Annotated in this window: 21 protein-coding genes; 7 read left to right on the forward strand and 14 right to left on the reverse strand. The window is 52.7% G+C overall.

From position 1 onward, the window contains the following. Window positions 1-28 precede the first annotated feature (28 nt). Together MWU63_RS10115 and ilvD are read right to left on the reverse strand one after the other, a co-directional pair. A complete protein-coding gene (locus tag MWU63_RS10115) occupies window positions 29-670 on the reverse strand; it encodes a hypothetical protein (protein ID WP_213887086.1) in 642 nt (213 codons plus the stop codon). Beyond that, window positions 651-2,384, reverse strand: a complete 1,734-nt coding sequence (ilvD, locus tag MWU63_RS10120; RefSeq protein ID WP_213887085.1) for a dihydroxy-acid dehydratase — start codon at window positions 2,382-2,384, stop codon at window positions 651-653. The genes MWU63_RS10115 and ilvD overlap by 20 nt, the downstream gene beginning before the upstream one ends. A 227-nt stretch (window positions 2,385-2,611) precedes the next feature. On the opposite strand from ilvD, the gene MWU63_RS10125 reads away from it, so the two are divergent. Genes MWU63_RS10125 through MWU63_RS10140 form a run of 4 tightly spaced genes read left to right on the forward strand, consistent with a single transcriptional unit; the run spans window position 2,612 to window position 6,431 of the window. Continuing rightward, window positions 2,612-3,493 (forward strand): CPBP family intramembrane glutamic endopeptidase, encoded by an 882-nt coding sequence (locus tag MWU63_RS10125; RefSeq protein ID WP_213887084.1) that lies wholly within the window; start codon window positions 2,612-2,614, stop codon window positions 3,491-3,493. A 60-nt stretch (window positions 3,494-3,553) separates the two neighbouring features. Continuing rightward, entirely contained in the window at window positions 3,554-4,495 is a 942-nt protein-coding gene (gene accD, locus MWU63_RS10130) for an acetyl-CoA carboxylase, carboxyltransferase subunit beta (protein ID WP_213887083.1), read from the forward strand. Next, window positions 4,492-5,766 (forward strand): folylpolyglutamate synthase/dihydrofolate synthase family protein, encoded by a 1,275-nt coding sequence (locus tag MWU63_RS10135; RefSeq protein WP_247077768.1) that lies wholly within the window; start codon window positions 4,492-4,494, stop codon window positions 5,764-5,766. The genes accD and MWU63_RS10135 overlap by 4 nt, the downstream gene beginning before the upstream one ends. Next, on the forward strand, window positions 5,763-6,431 hold the full coding sequence (locus MWU63_RS10140) for a phytanoyl-CoA dioxygenase family protein (protein WP_247077770.1): 669 nt from the start codon (window positions 5,763-5,765) through the stop codon (window positions 6,429-6,431). The genes MWU63_RS10135 and MWU63_RS10140 overlap by 4 nt, the downstream gene beginning before the upstream one ends. A 7-nt stretch (window positions 6,432-6,438) precedes the next feature. Here MWU63_RS10140 and zapE read toward each other — a convergent pair whose 3' ends face one another. Continuing rightward, window positions 6,439-7,518 carry a cell division protein ZapE gene (gene zapE / locus MWU63_RS10145; protein WP_213887081.1) on the reverse strand — a complete coding sequence of 360 codons (1,080 nt, stop codon included), beginning with the start codon at window positions 7,516-7,518 and terminating at the stop codon, window positions 6,439-6,441. Between the two features lie 114 nt (window positions 7,519-7,632). Here zapE and MWU63_RS10150 point away from each other — a divergent pair, with 114 nt between their 5' ends. Continuing rightward, window positions 7,633-8,871, forward strand: a complete 1,239-nt coding sequence (locus MWU63_RS10150; RefSeq protein ID WP_247077772.1) for an MFS transporter — start codon at window positions 7,633-7,635, stop codon at window positions 8,869-8,871. A gap of 11 nt (window positions 8,872-8,882) precedes the next feature. On the opposite strand, the gene MWU63_RS10155 is transcribed toward MWU63_RS10150, so the two are convergent. From MWU63_RS10155 to mbfA, 10 genes are all read right to left on the reverse strand, one after another. Then, complete coding sequence (locus tag MWU63_RS10155) at window positions 8,883-9,815, reverse strand: alpha/beta hydrolase (RefSeq protein ID WP_213887079.1); 933 nt, start codon at window positions 9,813-9,815, stop codon at window positions 8,883-8,885. A 1-nt stretch (window position 9,816) separates the two neighbouring features. Then, window positions 9,817-10,602, reverse strand: coding sequence for a phytanoyl-CoA dioxygenase family protein (locus MWU63_RS10160; RefSeq protein ID WP_213887078.1), 786 nt, complete (start codon window positions 10,600-10,602; stop codon window positions 9,817-9,819). Then, the gene (locus MWU63_RS10165; RefSeq protein WP_213887077.1) at window positions 10,599-11,516 is read right to left on the reverse strand and encodes an ornithine cyclodeaminase; all 918 of its coding nucleotides are present in this window, start codon (window positions 11,514-11,516) and stop codon (window positions 10,599-10,601) included. The genes MWU63_RS10160 and MWU63_RS10165 overlap by 4 nt, the downstream gene beginning before the upstream one ends. Then, the gene (locus MWU63_RS10170) at window positions 11,513-12,139 is read right to left on the reverse strand and encodes an HAD family phosphatase (RefSeq protein ID WP_213887076.1); all 627 of its coding nucleotides are present in this window, start codon (window positions 12,137-12,139) and stop codon (window positions 11,513-11,515) included. The genes MWU63_RS10165 and MWU63_RS10170 overlap by 4 nt, the downstream gene beginning before the upstream one ends. 65 nt (window positions 12,140-12,204) lie before the next feature. Further along, window positions 12,205-13,173 (reverse strand): DMT family transporter, encoded by a 969-nt coding sequence (locus tag MWU63_RS10175; RefSeq protein WP_281414268.1) that lies wholly within the window; start codon window positions 13,171-13,173, stop codon window positions 12,205-12,207. A gap of 86 nt (window positions 13,174-13,259) precedes the next feature. After that, the gene (locus MWU63_RS10180) at window positions 13,260-13,712 is read right to left on the reverse strand and encodes a YaiI/YqxD family protein (protein WP_213887075.1); all 453 of its coding nucleotides are present in this window, start codon (window positions 13,710-13,712) and stop codon (window positions 13,260-13,262) included. After that, window positions 13,709-15,142, reverse strand: coding sequence for a Si-specific NAD(P)(+) transhydrogenase (sthA, locus tag MWU63_RS10185; protein ID WP_213887074.1), 1,434 nt, complete (start codon window positions 15,140-15,142; stop codon window positions 13,709-13,711). Before sthA ends, MWU63_RS10180 begins: the two co-directional genes overlap by 4 nt. A gap of 3 nt (window positions 15,143-15,145) precedes the next feature. Further along, the gene (gene fghA, locus MWU63_RS10190) at window positions 15,146-15,979 is read right to left on the reverse strand and encodes an S-formylglutathione hydrolase (protein WP_213887073.1); all 834 of its coding nucleotides are present in this window, start codon (window positions 15,977-15,979) and stop codon (window positions 15,146-15,148) included. A 158-nt stretch (window positions 15,980-16,137) separates the two neighbouring features. Further along, window positions 16,138-17,064: an AEC family transporter gene (locus MWU63_RS10195; protein WP_213887072.1), complete on the reverse strand. Its 927-nt coding sequence runs from the start codon at window positions 17,062-17,064 to the stop codon at window positions 16,138-16,140. Between the two features lie 58 nt (window positions 17,065-17,122). Then, a complete protein-coding gene (gene mbfA / locus MWU63_RS10200; protein WP_213887071.1) occupies window positions 17,123-18,100 on the reverse strand; it encodes an iron exporter MbfA in 978 nt (325 codons plus the stop codon). 146 nt (window positions 18,101-18,246) lie between these two features. On the opposite strand from mbfA, the gene MWU63_RS10205 reads away from it, so the two are divergent. Both MWU63_RS10205 and MWU63_RS10210 read left to right on the forward strand, forming a co-directional pair. After that, on the forward strand, window positions 18,247-18,423 hold the full coding sequence (locus tag MWU63_RS10205; RefSeq protein ID WP_213887070.1) for a hypothetical protein: 177 nt from the start codon (window positions 18,247-18,249) through the stop codon (window positions 18,421-18,423). A gap of 110 nt (window positions 18,424-18,533) precedes the next feature. Continuing rightward, window positions 18,534-19,163: a TetR/AcrR family transcriptional regulator gene (locus tag MWU63_RS10210; RefSeq protein WP_213887069.1), complete on the forward strand. Its 630-nt coding sequence runs from the start codon at window positions 18,534-18,536 to the stop codon at window positions 19,161-19,163. A gap of 53 nt (window positions 19,164-19,216) precedes the next feature. Here MWU63_RS10210 and MWU63_RS10215 read toward each other — a convergent pair whose 3' ends face one another. Beyond that, window positions 19,217-20,329 carry an S-(hydroxymethyl)glutathione dehydrogenase/class III alcohol dehydrogenase gene (locus MWU63_RS10215; protein ID WP_213887068.1) on the reverse strand — a complete coding sequence of 371 codons (1,113 nt, stop codon included), beginning with the start codon at window positions 20,327-20,329 and terminating at the stop codon, window positions 19,217-19,219. Window positions 20,330-20,526: the final 197 nt, after the last annotated feature.

Below are 20,526 nucleotides of genomic sequence, written 5' to 3' on the forward strand. Positions count from 1 at the left end.
GAAGCAAAAGTCAGGCAAAATTTCAGTATTAGCTGTCGCCTGTGTTGCGGCGGCGTATTTGCTGTACAAATTCAGTCAATGTGGCGCGTCCTGCGTCGCTTGAAAATGGCCGTTCGTCGGTGCCAAAAACAGACGCTGTCACCAGTCGGCCTTTCACATCAAAGAATGCCCGCCAATATTCGTCTCGCACTTCGCTCGCCAGCCCCTCGCTCGCATCACGCGCATGAATATAGAAAACCTTATCCCTTTGAAGAGTGTCCAGTACTTCGACGCTGTCAGAGTGACCTGTTTGACTAAGCGCTGCGCGACCTTCTTCCGAAGTAAAAAACCGCTCCAACGTATCAAGCGATTCAGATACTGGTTTGCCAGCGACCGGTGTCGAGACGGAAGCCATCAAAACAGCGGCCACATCAGGTGTTGGCTGTTTTGATGATCGTGCAATAGCGGCACAGCTTCCCATAAGAACAAACGCGCCGTCCGCATTATCACGGCTCGCGGGCCGATCGATACAAAACCCCGGAGGACCGGAGATCACAACGCTGTTTTGGGACACAATCATTTGGCTGGGGGCATAGCCAAATCCGCCCCCGTCAATGCATCCGGCCAAAGCCAAAAGCGCGGCTACGCCTGCAACCGCGCATGTTTTTAAGTCAGAGGTCCATGTAGACATGTAGCTCCGCTTCTGCGCCTGGATGTGTAACAGCACCTTTGTTGGTCGGGCCAACAAGCTGCGCGTACTTCCACAAAGCACCTGACGCGTAGAGCGTCTTTTTGGGGCCTTTCCAATCAGCTTTGCGTGCTGCAAGTTCTTCATCTGTCAACGCCACCGATAGTTCGCCCTTGATCGCATCTATCGTAATAACGTCGCCATCTTTCAGCAACGCGATTGGGCCACCATGCGCGGCTTCTGGCCCAACATGGCCAACGCAGAAACCACGTGTCGCGCCGGAAAAACGCCCGTCGGTAATAAGTGCTACTTTTTTACCCATACCTTGACCTGAAAGCGCCGCCGTTGTTGCCAGCATTTCGCGCATTCCGGGCCCACCGGCCGGACCTTCGTTTCGAATGACCAGCACTTCACCTTCTTTGTACGTGCGGTTTTGCACGGCTTCAAAAGCGTCTTCTTCGCTTTCAAATACACGCGCCGGACCACTAAAGACCTGCTGTTCCTTCGTCATCCCGGCCACTTTCACAATCGCACTTTGCGGAGCCAGATTTCCCTTTAGGCCAACAACGCCGCCTGTTTCGCTCAGCGGCGTAGCTACTGGATAAATGACTTTGCCGTCGGCTTCGCGCGTTACAATGTCAATCTCTTCGCCCATGGACCGACCGGTTGCAGTCATGCAATCGCGGTTGATAAGACCGGCTTTATCAAGCTCTTTCATGATAACTGGCACACCGCCAACTTCATAAAGGTCTTTCGCAACATAGGCGCCGCCCGGTTTCAGATCGACGAAATACGGCGTCTCGCGGAAAATGTCGCAGACATCATCAAGATCGAAATCAATTCCGGCTTCATGGGCCATCGCAGGCAGATGCAGACCGGCATTGGTTGACCCACCAGTACATGCAACAACACGCGCCGCGTTGATCAGCGATTCAAGGGTAACAATGTCACGCGCCCGGATATTCTTTTCCAGCAGGTTCATCACAGCGCGGCCGGATGCTTCACCGTAATGGTCGCGAGATTCATAAGGTGCAGGTGCCCCAGCAGAGTTTGGCAATGCAAGGCCAATTGCCTCGGACACGCATGCCATAGTGTTCGCGGTGAACTGACCGCCACAAGCACCGGCACTTGGGCACGCCACAGCCTCAAGTTTTTCCAGCTCACAACTGCTGAGGTTGCCAGCCTGATGCTGACCTACAGCTTCAAACACGTCCTGCACCGTCACATCACGGCCTTGATAACGACCCGGCAGGATCGATCCGCCATAGATGAAAACCGATGGTGTGTTCAGACGGATCATCGCCATCATCATGCCCGGCAATGATTTGTCACATCCCGCAAGTCCGACAAGCGCGTCATAACAATGGCCGCGCATGGTCAATTCAACCGTGTCCGCGATTGCCTCACGGCTTGCCAAAGACGAACGCATGCCTTCGTGGCCCATCGCAATGCCGTCGGTTACTGTGATCGTCGTAAACTCGCGTGGCGTGCCTTCGGCGCGTTTGACACCCATCTTCACGGCTTGTGCCTGACGGTTCAGCGAGATGTTACATGGTGCGGCTTCATTCCAACACGTCGCAACGCCAACCAGCGGCTGGTGAATTTCTTCCTCAGAAAGCCCCATTGCATACATGTAAGATCGGTGTGGCGCGCGTGACGGACCTTCGGTTACATGGCGGCTTGGTAGTTTAGATTTATCGAACTTGCTGTTGGACATGGAATGACTCCCGTTTCAGACCTCGACTTGGAATATTCGACAGTCGACCTGTGTACAAGCGTGATTGCGGCTTTCCTGCCCTCCTTGTAGGTTTGGTTTGCGGTATTCCTAACCCGGCAGGTCGACTGAAACGGACCATTCCCCACTTACACAACCCACCGTTATTGATTTCCGCGCACATCCCCGTCAGAGTGAGCCTTCGTCTTTTACAGTCCAGAAAATCCCTGATGTCCTACGTCCCTTACGAACAACTCGTCGCGCCCGCGCGCAGAAAACCTCAAATCTGGCGACTTGTGGTTGGGCTGGTGCTATGTACCGTACTTTACCTCTTCGGAATTATCGCTTTGGGCGAGGCGATCTCTTTTCTGTTGAAGATACCTGCCTGGTCTTTCGAAATGCTGCTAAGCACTGGTAACCCAACTGCTACGCTTGTTATGCTGTTCAGCTTTGTCATGATGGCACTTCCTCCGATGCTGATTGTGCGATGGTTACACAAAAGGCCGGGCCTGACTTTGGTTGGTGATTTACGCCTCACCGTGCGATATTTTTTTCGCGTTACTTTTGCGTTGATCCTTCTTCAGATCGTCTTGGAAATCTTGCCGCCTTATGACCCGTTCGAAGTTGTTGCAAACCTGTCGTTCAGGCATTGGATGGCTTTATTGCCATTGTCTGTTTTAGGGATTGTGATCCAAACCAGCGCAGAAGAAATTCTGTTTCGCGGCTACATTCAAAGCCAACTCGCGGCGCGTTTTAACTCTCGTATCATTTGGATGGGGGTGCCCTCTTTTCTGTTCGCTCTGGGGCATTTCGACACCGCAACTCTGGGTGACAACGCGATCTGGGCAACGCTTTGGGCCGGGATGTTCGGCTTGATGGCGGCAGACCTGACAGCACGCAGTGGCAACCTTGGCGCAGCTATCGGTTTTCACTTCACAAACAACGCCTACGCTATGCTGATCGTAGGCTTTCCGGATCAACTTGGTGGTCTCGCACTCTATCATCTGCCTTACAGCGCGTCAGACATTGAGGCAGCAAGCCCGCTTATCATGCTTGATTTCGGCTTTTTGATTGTTGCATGGCTTGCGGCGCGTATTGCAATAAGGCGCTGATTGCATTTCAAGCGCTGGCGTCTTATTTCAGAGCAAGACTTTAGCAAAGGTACAGCACGAATGAACTGGATCACCAATTACGTCCGACCCACAATCAACTCGCTGTTTTCCCGTCGTGAGGTGCCGGACAATCTCTGGACCAAATGCCCTGAGTGCGGGACCATGCTGTTTCACCGGGAACTTTCAGAGAACCTGAATGTTTGCACGGGGTGTGACCATCATATGGCGCTTGCACCACGTGAGCGTTTCGAGGCGCTGTTTGACGGTGGAATTTTCGCTGAAATCGAAGTGCCCGCCGCTGTCGCTGACCCGTTGCACTTTCGCGATCAGAAAAAATACCCTGACCGGATGAAGGATGCACGCAAGAAGACCGGTGAAAAAGACGCGATGCTGGTGGTTGAAGGTGAAATCGGACGCACTTCTGTTGTTGCCGCCGGACAGGACTTTTCCTTCATGGGCGGCTCTATGGGTATGTACGTTGGAAACGCCATTATTGCCGGTGCCGAACGTGCCGTTGCCCTGAAACGTCCCTTTATCTTGTTCTCCGCCGCTGGTGGAGCCCGAATGCAAGAGGGTATCCTCAGCCTTATGCAAATGCCGCGCACAACTGTAGCGGTGGAAATGCTGCGCGAGGCTAACCTGCCTTACATCGTTGTTCTGACGCATCCAACAACGGGCGGTGTAACCGCCTCATACGCGATGCTTGGTGATGTGCAAATCGCAGAACCAAACGCACTTATCGGGTTCGCCGGAACCCGCGTGATCGAACAAACCATTCGCGAAAAACTGCCTGAAGGTTTCCAGCGTTCTGAATATCTGCTGGACCACGGTATGCTGGATCGCGTGACGCACCGCAAGGATCTGCGGGAAGAGCTGATCACCATTACCCGAATGCTGATGGGTTTACCGCCAGCCGTCATGGGTGAATTGCCCAAACCTGATACAAATTCCAAAACCGATGACCAACCGGATGGTACCCCTGCCGAGGATGCCAAAAAGTGAACGAGGCTACATCGGACGTCATCCTGGCACGGATGATGGCGCTGCATCCTAAAATTATCGATCTTACGCTTGATCGCGTCTGGCGTTTGCTGGCTGCGCTTGATCATCCGGAGCGTAAGCTACCACCAGTGATTCACATCGCAGGCACCAATGGCAAAGGATCAACTCAGGCGATGATTCGTGCCGGTTTAGAAGGCGTCGGTAAATCAGTGCATGCCTATACGTCGCCACATCTTGCCCGGTTTCACGAAAGAATTCGTCTCGCAGGTACCCTGATTTCAGAGACACATCTCACCGAAATACTTGACGAATGCTACGCGGCGAACAGCGGCGAAAACATCACCTATTTTGAGATCACCACCGTCGCCGGTTTGCTGGCATTTGCCCGCACCCCGGCAGATTACACGCTGCTTGAGGTGGGTCTTGGCGGGCGCTTGGACGCCACGAACGTGATCGACAAACCCGCGTTGACCGTGATCACACCTATTTCTGTTGATCACGAACAATACCTTGGGGACACGCTGGAAAAGATTGCCGCCGAAAAAGCCGGTATTCTGAAACGAGGTGTGCCCTGTGTCGTTGGCCCACAGCCGGAAGAAGCGCTGGACGTGATAGAAGCAACAGCCGCGCGGCTTGGCGTTCCGCTTCTAGCTCATGGCCAGCACTGGCATGTTTTTGAGGAACGGGGCCGTCTGATTTTTCAGGATGAACATGGTCTTCTGGATCTGCCGCTTCCCAACTTGCTGGGCGCGCATCAGATGCAAAATGCCGCCGCCGCGATCGCGGCATTGCGCGCGCTTGGATATGGCGAAACCGCCTGCGAAGCGGCGATGACAAACGCGAACTGGCCCGCCCGGATGCAGCGATTAAAATCCGGCCCGTTGATTAAAGCCGCTGGCCCAGCAGAGCTTTGGCTGGACGGCGGTCACAACCCGGCAGCCGGAGATGCGCTTGCCGAAGTTTTGAAAAGTCTGTCACCCAGACCAACCCATTTGATCTGCGGTATGCTGAACACGAAGGATGTCGGCGGGTATCTCAGGCCGCTGGCAGAAGTTGCCTCATCATTGACGGCTGTTTCCATCCCGGGAGAGGCAAACACCCTGCCCGCCGAAACAACCGCTGAAGCCGCTGAAAAAGCCGGGTTGCAATCCAGCACGGCACCGGACGTTGAAGCGGCAATTCATAGCATCGCTAAAAGAGCACCAAATGCCCGCATCCTGATCTGCGGATCGCTTTATTTAGCGGGCACGGTATTACGTGAAAACGGATGAGACCCACGCTTGAAACGACAGGTGCCGAGTGTTTTTCGAAAGCGCTTTCTGACGCAGAGTTCCAACTTTTGGAACAGCTCGGCGAAGAAACGGACCCGCGCCAACCCGGCCAGCGTCTCAAAGGCAACCCGGCTTCCAAGCTGCTGACACAAAACCAAAGCGCAATGCGCGATATCGCCGTGCAGTTCCTTGGCCCGAATGCGCGGGCTGTCCGGGCGATCTTGTTTGACAAAACTGCCGATAACAACTGGCCGCTCGGCTGGCATCAGGATCGGACAATTTGCGTGAAACGAATTGCTGATGTTGCGGAGTTTGGGCCATTTACGCGCAAATCCGGCCTGCTTCATGTTCAACCGCCCGCGTCCATCTTGGAACACATGCTGACACTTCGTGTGCATCTTGATCCGTGTGGCGCTGAAAATGCCCCTTTGAAAGTGGCGCTTGGCTCTCACAAGCTGGGGCTTGTTCGTGTCGATGATATCGCAGACGCCGTGGCAAGCTCAGAACAGGTGGACTGTCTGGCAAAGCCCCGAGATATCTGGGCGTATCGCACGCTTATTCTACATGCCTCTGACGCCGCTCAACACCCGACGCGCAGACGCGTATTGCAAGTGGATTTCGCTGCATTTGATTTGCCCGACCCGCTGGAATGGGCCGGAATTTAGCCTTTGGCTAGTGCCCCCAGTCAGCGTCCTGCATTTCTCGCAGGCGGCTTGCGGTGCGTTCAAATTCAAACGTTCCTTCGCCTTCGATGTAAAGCATTTCAGGGAGCGATGCTGCTGAACATATCAGCCGAACCTTGGCCTCATAAAGCGCGTCTATCAGCGTGACGAAACGCTTTGCTTCGTTAAAGTTTGACCGGCCAAGTTGTGGGATATCCTCCAACACCAAAACGCGAACGGCTTCGGCGATAGCCAGAAAATCCGCTGGTCCAAGTGGGCGGCCACATAGATCATAAAAAGTTGCCCGTGCCACACCATTGCGAAACGCAGGAAGTTCCACCGAACGCCCCTTGACCGTCAGAACCAGAGGGTCCGCCGCGCCACCGCTCATCTTTTCCCAGATCGCGCGAATAGCGTTGCGGTTTTCCGCGTTAACAGGCGTAAAATAAACTTCTGATCCTGCTAGCCTGTCTTGCCGGTAATCTGTCGGGCTAATCAGTTCATGCACAACCATCTGTTCTTTCAGAAGTTTGATGAAAGGCAAGAAAAGTTGCCGGTTCAGCCCGTCTTTGTAAAGGTCATCTGGCACGCGATTAGAGGTTGTGACAATCACAACGCCCGCCTCGAACAGTTTTTCAAACAATCGACCAACAATCATCGCATCCGTGATATCGTTGATCTGCATTTCGTCGAAAGCCAACAGACGGACCTTGGAAGAAACCTCTGCCGCAACGGGCGCTATTGCGTCATCTACACCAGTTTTCCGTGCTTCATGCATTGCAGTGTGTACTTCCTGCATAAAGGCATGAAAGTGCACCCGGCGTTTTTCAGATACCTGCAAATGATCGACGAACAGATCCATCAGCATAGATTTACCGCGCCCAACACCGCCCCAAAGATATAAACCGCTCGGCACTTCTTCGGGTTTATGAAACAAGCCACCCAATATGCCGCGCTTGCGGGTTTTTGCTGCTTCCAAATGCTGACGAATATCCTCTAGTGCTGGCAGTGCTGCAATCTGCGCATTATCTGCTGTCAGCAGGCCCTCCGCAACGTGGCGGTTGTAAATATCTTGCAAGCTCTCTGCCATACCCTCCCATAAATCGCCGTGACGAATAAGAAAAGCTGATGCAGGGCGCAAAAAACACTGAATTGACGTTGTGCGCTTTTTCCGTGACGGTCACCAGAACGCTTGGAGACCGCGATGACAGAGACCCGTACACCCTTGTTTACCCCGGTTCTGGTCGGCGGCTGCATCATTATCATGATCGGCTTTGCCATACGTGCGTCCTTTGGCGTGTTTCAAATTCCCATCGCCGAGGAGTTTGGCTGGCTGCGAACAGAGTTCTCTTTTGCAATCGCCATTCAAAATCTCGCATGGGGTATTGGGCAGCCTATTTTCGGCGCTTTAGCTGAAAAATTCGGTGATCGAAGAGCAATTATTGTTGGTGCTTTATTTTACGCAACAGGTTTGGTTCTATCGTCTTACGCCGTCACACCCGGGGCACATCAATGGCTTGAAATTCTCGTCGGCTTTGGCGTCGCCGGAACGGGGTTTGGCGTAATTTTGGCGGTTGTTGGCCGCGCAGCCAGTGACAAAAACCGATCGGTCGCCATGGGTATTGCCACCGCAGCGGGATCTGCCGGACAAGTTATTGGCGCACCTTTTGCCGAGTTCCTGCTTGGCTTTATGCAATGGCAACAGGTGTTCATGGTTTTTGCAGCTCTCATACTTCTAGCACTTTTCGCGTTGCCAATGATGCGCAGCCCGCAGCCTGTTAGCAGGACCGAGCTTGAGGGATCGATGGGTCAGAACTTGCTCAAAGCGTTCAGAGATCCATCTTATTCGTTAATATTTTTCGGTTTCTTTTCGTGTGGCTATCAACTTGCATTCATCACAGCACATTTCCCTGCATTTGTGACCGAAATGTGCGGCGCAATTGACCCTTCGGGCACACTGGCGGCGATTGGGGTTTCGACGACATCAAGCCTCGGCGCTCTTGCAATATCTCTGATCGGTTTGACAAATATTGCGGGTACAATTTTTGCGGGCTGGCTGGGCAATCGCTATTCCCGCAAGTACCTTCTGGCGGGAATTTACACGGGCCGAACCCTAATTGCTGCAGCCTTTATCCTAATGCCAATCACACCGACATCCGTAGTCCTTTTTTCCTTCGCGATGGGCTCTCTCTGGCTGGCAACTGTACCGCTTACGGCTGGTCTGGTTGCGCATATCTACGGCCTGCGGAACATGGGCACGTTGTACGGAATTGTCTTCTTCAGCCACCAACTTGGAAGTTTTCTGGGTGTTTGGCTGGGCGGACGGATGTATGACATCTACGGCGACTATACGGCGGTCTGGTGGGTTGGCGTTGGCGTTGGTGCATTTTCAGCCATCGTGCATTTGCCTGTGCGTGAAAAACCGCTTGCCGTTGCGGCCTGAATATCCGTCAGCTAAAGCCCGTCATGCAACAAATCCTGAAGGGCCTTTTGTACATCCTTGGGATGGGTATAGGCCAACGCATGCGGCGCGCCGGGGATAGAGACCTGTCTCGCATCCCTGTGATACTCCGCCAACCTGCCAAGTCCTGAAATCGGGATAACGTCATCCTCTTCCCCCCAGATCGCAAGAACCGGTAAATCCGTTTTTTCTATTGCGCGATGTTCCGGTTCCTGATCGTTACTCAGCATGTGACGCATGCTAGACAGAACTGCTGGCAGAAAACCCTGAAAATGGGTTTCGTTTGCTTGATCTTCATGGATATCCGGAACCTCGGTTGGCCAAACTGCTGCTTCTTTCGCAATATTGCGCCGATGCATAAATCCCCCAAACGTGAGGAAAAGCCAATCACCTATCAGCGGTGTTTTCGCAGCAAACTCAAAGAATTTTCCAAGATCATGGCCAAGGCCACCCGGCGCGATCAGGACGAGCCGTTCAAGCCTGTCGCGATGGCGCGCAGCATAGGCTGTCGCAATTGCGCCGCCCATTGAATACCCAAGCAAGGTGACATTGTCCCCTACATCCTGATCATCCATCAGTTCATTCAGTTGGGTGACAAAGAAGTCTGCATCCTGCGCGTCCTTCGGCCGATCAGAAAATCCTCGCCCGTAAAGATCATAGGTCAGGATGCGAAACCCTATCAGGGTCAGTATTTTTACAACAGCGCTCCAGACAAAGCTTGGCGAGGTCAGCCCATGAACACAAACAGCGACTGGCCCATCTATGTGGCCAGACCAATCGTAGTGCGTCATCCCGCGGGACAGGTTCGCAAACCGACCCGGCGCATTGGCCCGTTCTGCCTGATCCATTGGCAACCTGCGGCTTTCCAAAACCAGAGGCACGACCGCAATGGCACCAATTAATAACAGAAACAGAATCCAGCCCATCTCAGCCTTTCCAGATTACAGGAAACCAATCCTCGCGCAGGCGCTGCCCTGCAACCATATCATGCCCCGGAAACGGAGGTGAAGTTCGCCCGGGTCGTTCAATGAACCGCGCGTCATCACCAACCCAACGCATTGAAAGTGCCCGTCGCCGTGCGCCCCCCGGATTGCCGCGCGCACCGTGCACTGTGCGGTAGTCAAACAGTACGGCATCCCCCGGCTGCATGGCCCATTCGCGAACGTCATATTCCCCATCGTCGCCATCAGGGTCAGGGACTTCGATCCATTCCTGATCGCCTTCATAGAAATCACTGTTGTCTGCCCAGCTAACGGGCCGTACGGGCTTGTCCCAATGGTGTGACCCGGCAATCAGGCGCAAACTGGCAGTATCAACCGGATCCAGTGGAACCCAGAAGCTAACGGTTTGTTCACCTTCGACAAAATAATATGGCCCGTCCTGATGCCAGGGCGTGGGCTTTGGTGTGCCGCTTTCCTTGACCAACACATGGTCATGAAAAAACTGCGCGGACCTGGACTGCATCACCTGCGCCGCAATCTCTGCCATTGGGCTTTCGCGTACGATGCGCTCAAACTCGGGTATCCGTGTCCAGTTGCAATAGTCGTCGAAAAACCGACCTTTCGTCACAGCATTTTCTGAGGCGTATTGGCCCGGCTCTGCCATGTTGCGCTCAACCCCTACGGCCATAACATCAACCCAGTCTTTGAACGCCCCCCGGATGCAGGTTGCACCGTCTCGCTGAAATTCGTTGATTTTCTGTTCCGTGATCATCTGCTAATCCATGCTTTCAGAATATAGCGGCTGGTCATCAGGTCCAGATGCGCGCCACCGCCATTTTTGAAAAGGGTGATTTCATCCGCTGATGTCCGTTTAAACCCACCTGTCTTTACGTCATAGAAATCCGCCACAACATGTTCGCGACTTATCACGCTCTCAGCCAGCGGAGTTTTCAGCTCACCTATATGGTCAAGCGTTGTGTCACGGCTGTCCACAAAAACCCGAGAACGAAGTAGCGCGGTATCATCAACCTCGCGCATGTCCGGACGATACGCACCAATCAGGTCAATGTGCTGACCAGGTTTCAGCCACTCTCCCATGATCAGCGGCTCGGTCGACATCGTGGCAGATGTTACAATGTCGGCGTCAACAACGGCTGCCTGCAGATCCGTAACCGCGACTGTATTTTCAAACTCCAATGCAAATGCCTCTGCCCCGGCAGAGGTGCGGTTCCAGACCATAAACTCCGCATCTGGAAAGGCGCTGACGTAAGCAGAACGCAAATTTCGCCCTACTGTACCAGCACCAACAATCAGGATTTTACGGCTATCAGGGCGCGCCAAAAGCTTCGCCCCAAGCAAACTGTCACCAGCGGTTTTCCATTTTGTCACCAGATGAAAGTCTATCAGCGCGTCCAGCGTTCCTTCGGAATCGGAGAACAGGCTGACCGCCCCATTGATCATCGGGGTGCCCTTAGCAGGATTATCCGGATAAATCGTAGCGGATTTTACGGCAATTCCCATGCCATCAATCCATGCCGCACGTGACAAGAGCGTATCCTTACCACGATAAAGGAATGTGTCGTCAATTTCAGCTTTGGGCAGCTTGTGACCTTCAAGAAAGGTTTCGCACAGCCCGTCCCAGCTCAACAGGCTGTCTGCCTCAAACTCAATAACCTCAAACTTCATAAACCTGCCTCCGCGGGATCAAGCAAACCATATGAAACAAGCGTTTGCGCCCACCCCTCTGGTCCATCGAACAAATGTGTTTTCCAACCTCGTACGTTGGCAGCAGTGATATTATCTTCACGATCATCTGTGAAAAGCAAATTTTCGGGTGCTAACCCGGTATCGGCCTCAACGATCGCATAGATTTGCGGGTCGGGTTTAATTAGCCCCAATTCCCCTGAAATATATCTGCGGTCAAATTCACCCAGAAAAGAATATTTTGCCTCGCTAAGCGGAAAGTTCTGAACTCCAAAATTTGTCAGTGCAAAAACTGGAACGTTGTTGTCTTTCAACGCTCTGAGCAAGCGTACGGAATGGTCAATTGCAGGGCTTGCAACGTCTGTCCAATGATCGCGAATATGCAAGATCGCATCGTGCCACTTGCTGTTTTCGCCCGCCATTTCCGCCACGGTTTCGGCAAAGGGTGCACCCGCATCAATCCGTTCCATCATTCCATGGATATCAACCTCGGAAAACATCCTTTCCCGTTGCTCTTGTCCGATCACCTGGTCAAAATATCGTTCGGGGTTCCATTCGATCAGAACATTTCCAATATCGAAGATGACGGCTTTGGGTTGCGACATTGAAATTCCCTTGTTCTCGATTTGCAAACCGCTTTAACCGCTAACGGATTGCAGCGAAACCAGTTCTAATGCTTTGACCGTGGAAGGGCTGCACGCTGGCGTTTGTTCAGCACTGACTCGCGCCAGATCACGCATAACCCGGCCCCTGCGATCAGAACAATACCAAACCAGCTTACGAAATCCGGCCATTCGCCAAAAACAACAACTCCAAAGAATATTGCCGCGACCAGCGCGCCATACTCCATGGGCGCAATAAGGCTGGCTTCTGAAAGTCGATAGGCCTGACTGATAAAATAACCACCCATTGCACTGGTCGCCCCGATTAGGCCCAGCAAAGGATAATCCGATACTGCCGGCCAGACCCAGCTGCGAAACAGAAACTCCAGCATCGGTTCATCCCCACCCGCAAACTTCCCATCGCCCAACATCAAGCCAATCAACCCGCTGACGATTATAAAAACAAACTGAATGTAAAATGCCATGGTTGATGCACGTTCTGTTCCGCCAATAAAGCGTGTCAGAATATGCAGAAAGGCGTACCCAAAGGCGGCAGCAAACGGCAATAAAAGCGCCAACCTGAAGCTTTCGCCACCCGGGCGAAACATCACCAGCACACCGAGCATACCGACAATAACCGCTCCCCAGCGAAACAGCCCGACCTTTTCCTTCAAAACCAACACCGACAAGGTTGTGATGATCATCGGGCTAATAAAAAAGACAGCGACTGCATCGGCCAACGGCAATACTGAAAGGCCCAGGAAGAAGGTCATATTCGCAAAAACAACGCAGAGTCCGCGGATAATGTGCAGCCCCAACCGCCGTGTCTTAATAAGGTGATACCCACCTTCCAGCGGCATAATTACAGCCAGCAAAACAGCCATACCGACAAAAGAGCGGATCAGTACAATCTGGTGCAGGGCATAATCACCACTCAGAAACTTGATCGTCACGTCATTGACTGAAAAACACATCACAGCGAAGAGCGCCCAAATAGCACCCAAAGATGTTTTTTGCTGAGTTGTTGCGAAAGTCAAAACGGCTCCTATACAACTTGATTGACCCAAAACCCGCCAGGCTGCTGTTCCGTCCGCGACATAGCTGTCGCTAAATCGCGGGTGGGCTATGCCTGAAGTGCTACCCGGACTTCACGCTCCAACGCATCCAGAAACCGCGACCTGTCAGCCTTCGAAAAAGGTCGACCGCCTCCTTGGCGAAACGGGTCCGCCGCGCGCAGATCTGTCATCAAGTCACGCGTTGCTAGCTGATTGCCGATATTCGCCTCGGTCAGCGCTTCACCATTGTGACGCAAGACGCGCGCGCCAGATGCAACGCATTTCGCCGCCAGGGGAATATCGCCTGTCACGACCACATCACCGCGCCCAGCGCGCTCTGCGATCCACATATCGGCTACATCAGGACCATCCGGTACGATCACCGTTTCAACTAACGGATTTGGAGACGGCCGGATACCGCCATTTGAAACGACATACATCGTAAGCTTGTGACGGGTAGCGACACGTTCTGCCTCGGCCTTCACAGGGCAGGCGTCTGCATCAACGTAAATCGCGCTCACTCTGCTGCTTTCTGTGGCTTGGGTTTTACCCGGTACTCTTCGGGTATCGGCATTCTGTTAAACGCATCAAGCCCGGCGATTTTGTAAGCTTCTGCCAATGTCGGGTAGTTGAATGTATTCTGCACGAAATAATCCACGGTGCCTTTCAGGTTCAAAACTGCTTGGGCGATGTGAATAAGTTCCGTCGCACCTTCCCCCATAATCTGAACACCAAGCAGACGGCGCGTTTTAAGCGACACCAGCATTTTCAGCATTCCATGATCAAGCCCCATGATTTGACCGCGCGATGTTTCGCGAAAGCGTGCGGTGCCAACCTCGTAAGGAATGCCACGTTGCTGCGCCTCTTCCTCGGACATGCCGCAGGTGGAAATTTCAGGAACGGAATAGATGCCGTAGGGGAACCACGGGCTTTCCTTGAGCGTTGGCGTATCAAGGGCGTGACATGCGGCAACGCGGCCTTGTTGTAATGCCGTCGACGCAAGACTTGGGTGACCAATCACATCACCGGCTGCGTAGATATGTGGCACCTTTGTCTGATAGCTTTTCCGATCCACTTCCAAGCGACCTCGATGATCAGTCTCTAACCCGGCGGCTTTCAGATTGAGTTCACCCGTAGCCCCGAGACGCCCGGCGGCAAATAGCAACATTTCAGCGCGGACATGCCGACCGTTGTCGAGCGAGATTTCAACGAACTCACCCTTATCCTCGACCTTCTCGATCTCAGAGCCAAGGCGCAGATCCAAACCGTTTTCGCGCACCTGGTGGGTAAACTCGCCAATCAGAGTTTTATCGATGAAATCGAGGAATGTTTCACGCGGCTCAACCAATGTGACCCGCACATCAAGGGCTGCGAACATCGTGGCGTATTCCACCCCAATAACACCGGCCCCAACAACAATCAGGCTTCGGGGAATTTGTGACAGTTCAAGAAACTCATCACTGTCCAGAATATTGGTGCCGTTAAACGGCACATACTCGGGTCGATAGGGGCGCGTCCCTGTCGAAATCAGAAATCTGTCAGCAGTAAGCCGGCTAACTTCGCCAGTTTCGTTCGTAATCTCGATGTCATGTTCGCCGACAAAACGTGCCACACCTTCGACCGTTGTTACATGATTACGGGCAAACTGATGTTCCAGAACATCGACTTCATGGTCCAAAGTCATGTGCATACGGGCCTTCAGGTCGCCCGCATTGATCTGGTCTTTCACCCGGTAGGAACGGCCATAAAAACTGCGTTCGCGCCAGCCTGACAGGTTCAACACCGTTTCGCGGAGCGTTTTTGATGGAATCGTCCCTGTATGAACAGATACGCCGCCCATTCGCCCGCTGCGTTCAACCACCAAAACGTTGCGCTTAAGCTTTCCAGCCTGAATAGCGGCGGCGCGACCCGCAGGGCCGCTTCCGATAACGATCAGATCATAATGGCTCATGATTTACCCCGCATAGAGAGCTTCTGCATGGAAATTCACGTGGTCTTCCATGAAGGTGGAAATGAAGAAATAGCTGTGGTCATACCCTTTTTGCATCCGAACAATTGCTTCTTGCCGACGTGTCGCGATTGCGTCTGCCAAAGCCTCCGGCTTTAACAGGTCAAGAAACTGATCCTCTGTTCCCTGATCAATCAGAACCGGACCGGGAAAACCTTTTTCGCGCATCAGCAGGCTTGCATCATTGGCTGCCCATTTGCCTTCGTCCGAGCCAAGATACGCCGTTAACTGGTTGCGGCCCCAATCAGATTTGGTCGGATTGGCAATTGGTGAAAAGGCTGAAACAGAACGAAAACGTTCTGGTAAATTCATCGCAATCGTCAATGCACCATGGCCACCCATCGAGTGGCCAGTGATGCTTTGGCGCGCTTCATCGATCGCAAAGTTTTCAAACAAGAGTGCGGGAAGCTCTTCTGTCACATAATCCCACATCTGAAAATGTGGTGCCCATGGTGCCTCTGTCGCGTTCACATAGAAACCCGCGCCTTGGCCCAGATCAAAGGCATCGTCATCAGCAACACCGTCACCACGAGGGGATGTGTCTGGAAAAACCAAAGCAATGCCCTGCTCAGCCGCCCAGGCTTGCGCTCCTGCTTTGACCATCGCATTTTCGTGGGTGCAGGTTAGCCCGGACAAATACCAAAGAACCGGAACCGGGCCAAATTCCACCTCTTCCGGCAGGAACAACCCGTACGTCATTTCACAACCGCACACTGCTGATGTGTGGCTATAGACACCCTGTGTGCCACCAAAGCATTTGTTTTCAGAGATGGTTTCCATTGGATCGCCCCTTTTTATCGCGTTGCCCTCTACTAACAGGACGTGCGTATGAGACAAACCTAAACTGTATTTACATTCTTTGGGACCGATACAATCGACAGATCACTTACGCCAACCGACAAATCGAACTTCGATCTTTTATGAAACCTTCGGCGTGTTTATCCTTGCAAGACCGCAATGACCAAGCTCACAGTTAACACGCTGATCGCTGTAGAGATCAGGATCGAGGCTGATACCCGTTGCGGTGCAACACCATAGTGTTGTGCCAGAATGTAGACGTTTCCAGCCACAGGTAACGCGGCCGCCGAAATCATAACGTATGCAGAGAACTGATCGACGTCAAAAACCATCAACGCAAAGAACGCGACGGCAATGGGGTGAAGCACCAATTTTCCAAAACTCAACCAACTGGCAACCGACAGGCGTTCTGCAGATTTACCAGCAAGCGACGCGCCAATCGCAAACAAAGCGCCAGGCGTTGCAGCAGCGCCCAAAATTGACAAGAATTCGTCTACAGGCGCAGGGATTGGTAATGATAATCCCGAACAAATCAAACCAAGGCTTATCGACACAATCATTGGGTTCTTGAGCAGCCCAAGGCCCACAGTTCGCAGCATTCCAAACGACATGCGCCCATCGCGGCCGCCTGTTATGAGGATGACAATAAGGCTGGAAAAGACGATCAGATCAATCGCAAGTATCAGTAAGACTGACCCTGCCGCAGCTTCACCCAATAAAACAACCAGCATCGGCACGCCCAGAAAACCTACGTTCCCGATCACTGAACATTGGGCCTCTATCGCGGCTTCCTCGATGCCAATTCCGCGAAACAAGGCAACTGCGGTGAACAAAAAATAGACCGTGAAACATCCTGCCAAATACGCGTATGCAAATTGCGTATCAAAAACTTCGGAGATTGGCAGACTGGCCGCAAAGCGAAAAAGCATGGCCGACAGAGCAAAATAAAACACAAATTTAGTTAGATAAGCGGCTGCTTCTTCCGTGAAGAACCGCGTTCTGCACGCCCAGTACCCAAGACCGATCAGCGCAAAAAATGGAAGTGTCTTAAAGAAAATCTGGATCATGGTTCGCGCCGCCTTGTCCGAGGCCTATCGCGTACGCGTATCTGTGGCAATGGTCGGTTTAACCACCCCCAATTAACGCCCCCGCTGCAAAGACCAAAGCACCCCCGAGAACCACCTGAAATGTCGCGCGCAAAAACGGTGTTTCCATGAATTTGTTCTGGATCCAGGCGATCGCCCACAACTCAATAAACACCACGATCAAAGCAATAATCGTTGCGGTCCAAAAATCCGGTATCAGATAAGGTAGCGCATGTCCCAGACCGCCAATCGTGGTCATGACCCCGGCTGCTATTCCACGTTTTAACGGTGATCCACGCCCTGACAGTTCTCCATCATCCGAGGCTGCTTCGGTGAAGCCCATCGAAATACCGGCACCAACTGACGCGGCAAGGCCAACCAGAAATGTTGTGTGTGTATCATGGGTCGCAAAGGCCACGGCGAAAATCGGCGCCAGGGTCGAAACGGACCCGTCCATCAAACCGGCAAGCCCGGGCTGAACCCAGGTCAGTATGAATTGGCGGTGCGCTGCGCGATCTTCGTCAGATTTTGCATCCTCTGTCAGATGCTCGTCTTGCAACGATTGGGCAGAGTGTTCGTGGCTTGCTTCTGCCGCCGCCAGATCACTCAGCAACTTGCGCGTTGTTGCGTCTGTCATCCTGCCCGCAGCCTTCGTGTAGAATTCTGCGGCGTCGTGTTCCATACGGGCAGCTTCGTCCCGCATTCTTTCAAGGCCAAGGTTCTCGACAAGCCAGACAGGTCTGCGCGCATAAAAGCCAGAAACATGTTCGCGGCGGATCAGCGGTATGACGTCACCAAATCGTTCCTGATGAAGTTCTATGAGCCTTCGGTGATGTTCCTGCTCTTCAACAGCCATGCCGTCAAATACTGCAGACGAAGCAGGGTAATCCGCCCTTAGGCGCTCTGCATACGTTCGATAAATCCGAGCGTCATCTTCTTCTGATGAAATGGCAAGAGCGATAATTTCCTGCTCGGTCAAATCTGAAAAGCGACGGCGCTGGCTAAATCCGGGGATCATAACTTTTTCCTTTTAGAATTGTTCTAAAGTATCAATCCACCCGCCAAATTCAAGGCAAATCACCGCGAATTTTCGAAGTATGCACTTGAATTCTAAACTAATCAGTTTAGATAAAGTGAACTAATCGGTTTAGAAAGTGATCAGCAATGTCCATACTCAAAACGTCCGCCTTTATCCTTGCAGTTACAATCGCTGCCATACCTGCCAGCGCAGGAAACTTGAGCGTAGAATTCCCTACTCTGACCTACCCAGAATCTGATGGTGCGGATCAGGGTACTTTTCAACCAACCGAAGTCACAAAGCCCGACACCAAAGACAAATAACCAAAGATATGCCTGCTTCAGTAGCGATATGGTTTGATTGGGTGTTTTTGTCACCTTGTTGGAATTGAACTGATCAGTTTATACTTGTCCGTGATCCTAGGGGAAAACATATGAACGCGGACGTTGGCACCATTCGAAAAGGTCGAAAATTCGATCAGGTGATTGAAGGCGCGCGCAATGTTTTTTTAAGAGACGGCTTTGAAGGCGCAAGCGTTGACGACATTGCACGCGAAGCTGGCGTTTCAAAGGCTACGCTCTACAGTTACTTTCCTGACAAGCGCATCCTGTTTCTGGAAATTTGCAAAGAACAATGCTTGAAGCAGGCAGATGCCGCGTTTGATCTGGAAAAATGCGACAAACCCATTGATGAGCTGCTGACGGTTGCCGCATCTATTCTTGTTAATTTTCTCATCAGCCCATTCTCTCAAAGCATTCACAGGTTGGCTGTCGGTGAATCTGACCGCTTTCCTGAACTCGCTCGGGCATTCTATAAATCCGGTCCGGAACTTGGGCGCGAAAGGCTGAAAATTCTGTTCGCCGCCGGTGTTCGCCGCGGCGAATTGAATATAGATGACCTTGATCTCGCCGCAGATCAGTTTGCGGCTCTCTGCAAAACTGATATCTGGGTACGCGTCAGTTTCCACGTAACCTCTGTACCAACCCAAGCCGAAATCGACAAAATCATCGCCGGCACCGTGGACATGTTCATGGCGCGATATGGTTCTCAAAACGCTCGATAACGAACCGCGCGCTCCAAAACAGGAACACGCTGCTCGTTAAAATCTTTGGGTCCCTAGAACTCCACCACAGCCCTGATCGATTTGCCTTCGTGCATCAAGTCGAAGCCTTTGTTGATGTCCTCCAGTGGCAGCACATGGGTAATCATCGGGTCGATCTCGATCTTTCCGGCCATATACCAATCAACAATTTTTGGCACATCGGTACGACCGCGCGCGCCGCCAAAGGCTGTACCGCGCCAACTCCGGCCGGTGACAAGCTGGAAAGGTCGGGTCGAAATCTCTGCTCCGGCGGGTGCAACGCCAATGATTATGCTTTCACCCCAGCCCTTGTGCGCAGATTCAAGCGCCGCCCGCATCACACCAACGTTTCCTGTTGCGTCAAACGTATAGTCCGCGCCACCGCCAGTCAGTTCAACCAGATGCGCGACCAGATCGCCCTCAACCTCAGTTGGGTTCACGAAGTCCGTCATGCCGAAACGTGTTGCCATTTCAACTTTGGTTGGGTTCAGGTCAACGCCAACAATCTGATCAGCGCCTGCCAACCGCAGCCCCTGAATCACGTTGAGACCGATACCCCCCAGGCCAAAAACGATCCCCCTGGACCCAATTTCTACTTTTGCTGTATTGATCACCGCACCAATGCCCGTGGTGACCCCGCAACCAATGTAGCAAATCTTGTCAAATGGCGCGTCTTTGCGGACTTTTGCCAATGCGATTTCCGGCAGAACCGTATGATTTGAGAAGGTTGAACACCCCATGTAGTGCAAGATCGGCGTCCCATCGAGCATTGAAAACCGGCTTGTTCCATCCGGCATCAGGCCTTGACCCTGTGTGCTGCGGATCGACTGGCACAGGTTGGTTTTCGGGTTAAGGCAATATTCGCATTCGCGACATTCCGGGGTATAGAGCGGGATCACGTGATCGCCGGGTTTCAGGCTGCTCACACCAGCCCCAACTTCCAGAACCACACCTGCACCCTCGTGCCCCAAAATCGCCGGGAAAAGCCCCTCCGGATCAGCCCCTGAAAGGGTAAACTCGTCGGTATGGCAAATTCCGGTTGCCTTGATTTCAACCAAAACCTCGCCCGCCTTCGGGCCTTCAAGGTTCACTTCCATAATCTCAAGCGGTTTTCCCGCCTCTAAGGCAACGGCTGCACGGGTGCGCATGGTCACTCCTCCCTTTTTAAAACTCGGAGTCACTTTGATCGAATCCATGAAACTTATCAACTCAAAGACGACGCCAATCTGGGCTGTCACGACCCATCGTTAAAAGTGACCAACAATCCAATGCCACGAATCGCAGTACGGCCCTATGATTTAACCATTGCCAACAATGCGCTCCGCCATAACTGCGTTGTCGTTTT

It is taken from the genome of Pseudohalocynthiibacter sp. F2068 (assembly GCF_023015645.1).
GTDB lineage: Bacteria > Pseudomonadota > Alphaproteobacteria > Rhodobacterales > Rhodobacteraceae > Pseudohalocynthiibacter > Pseudohalocynthiibacter aestuariivivens.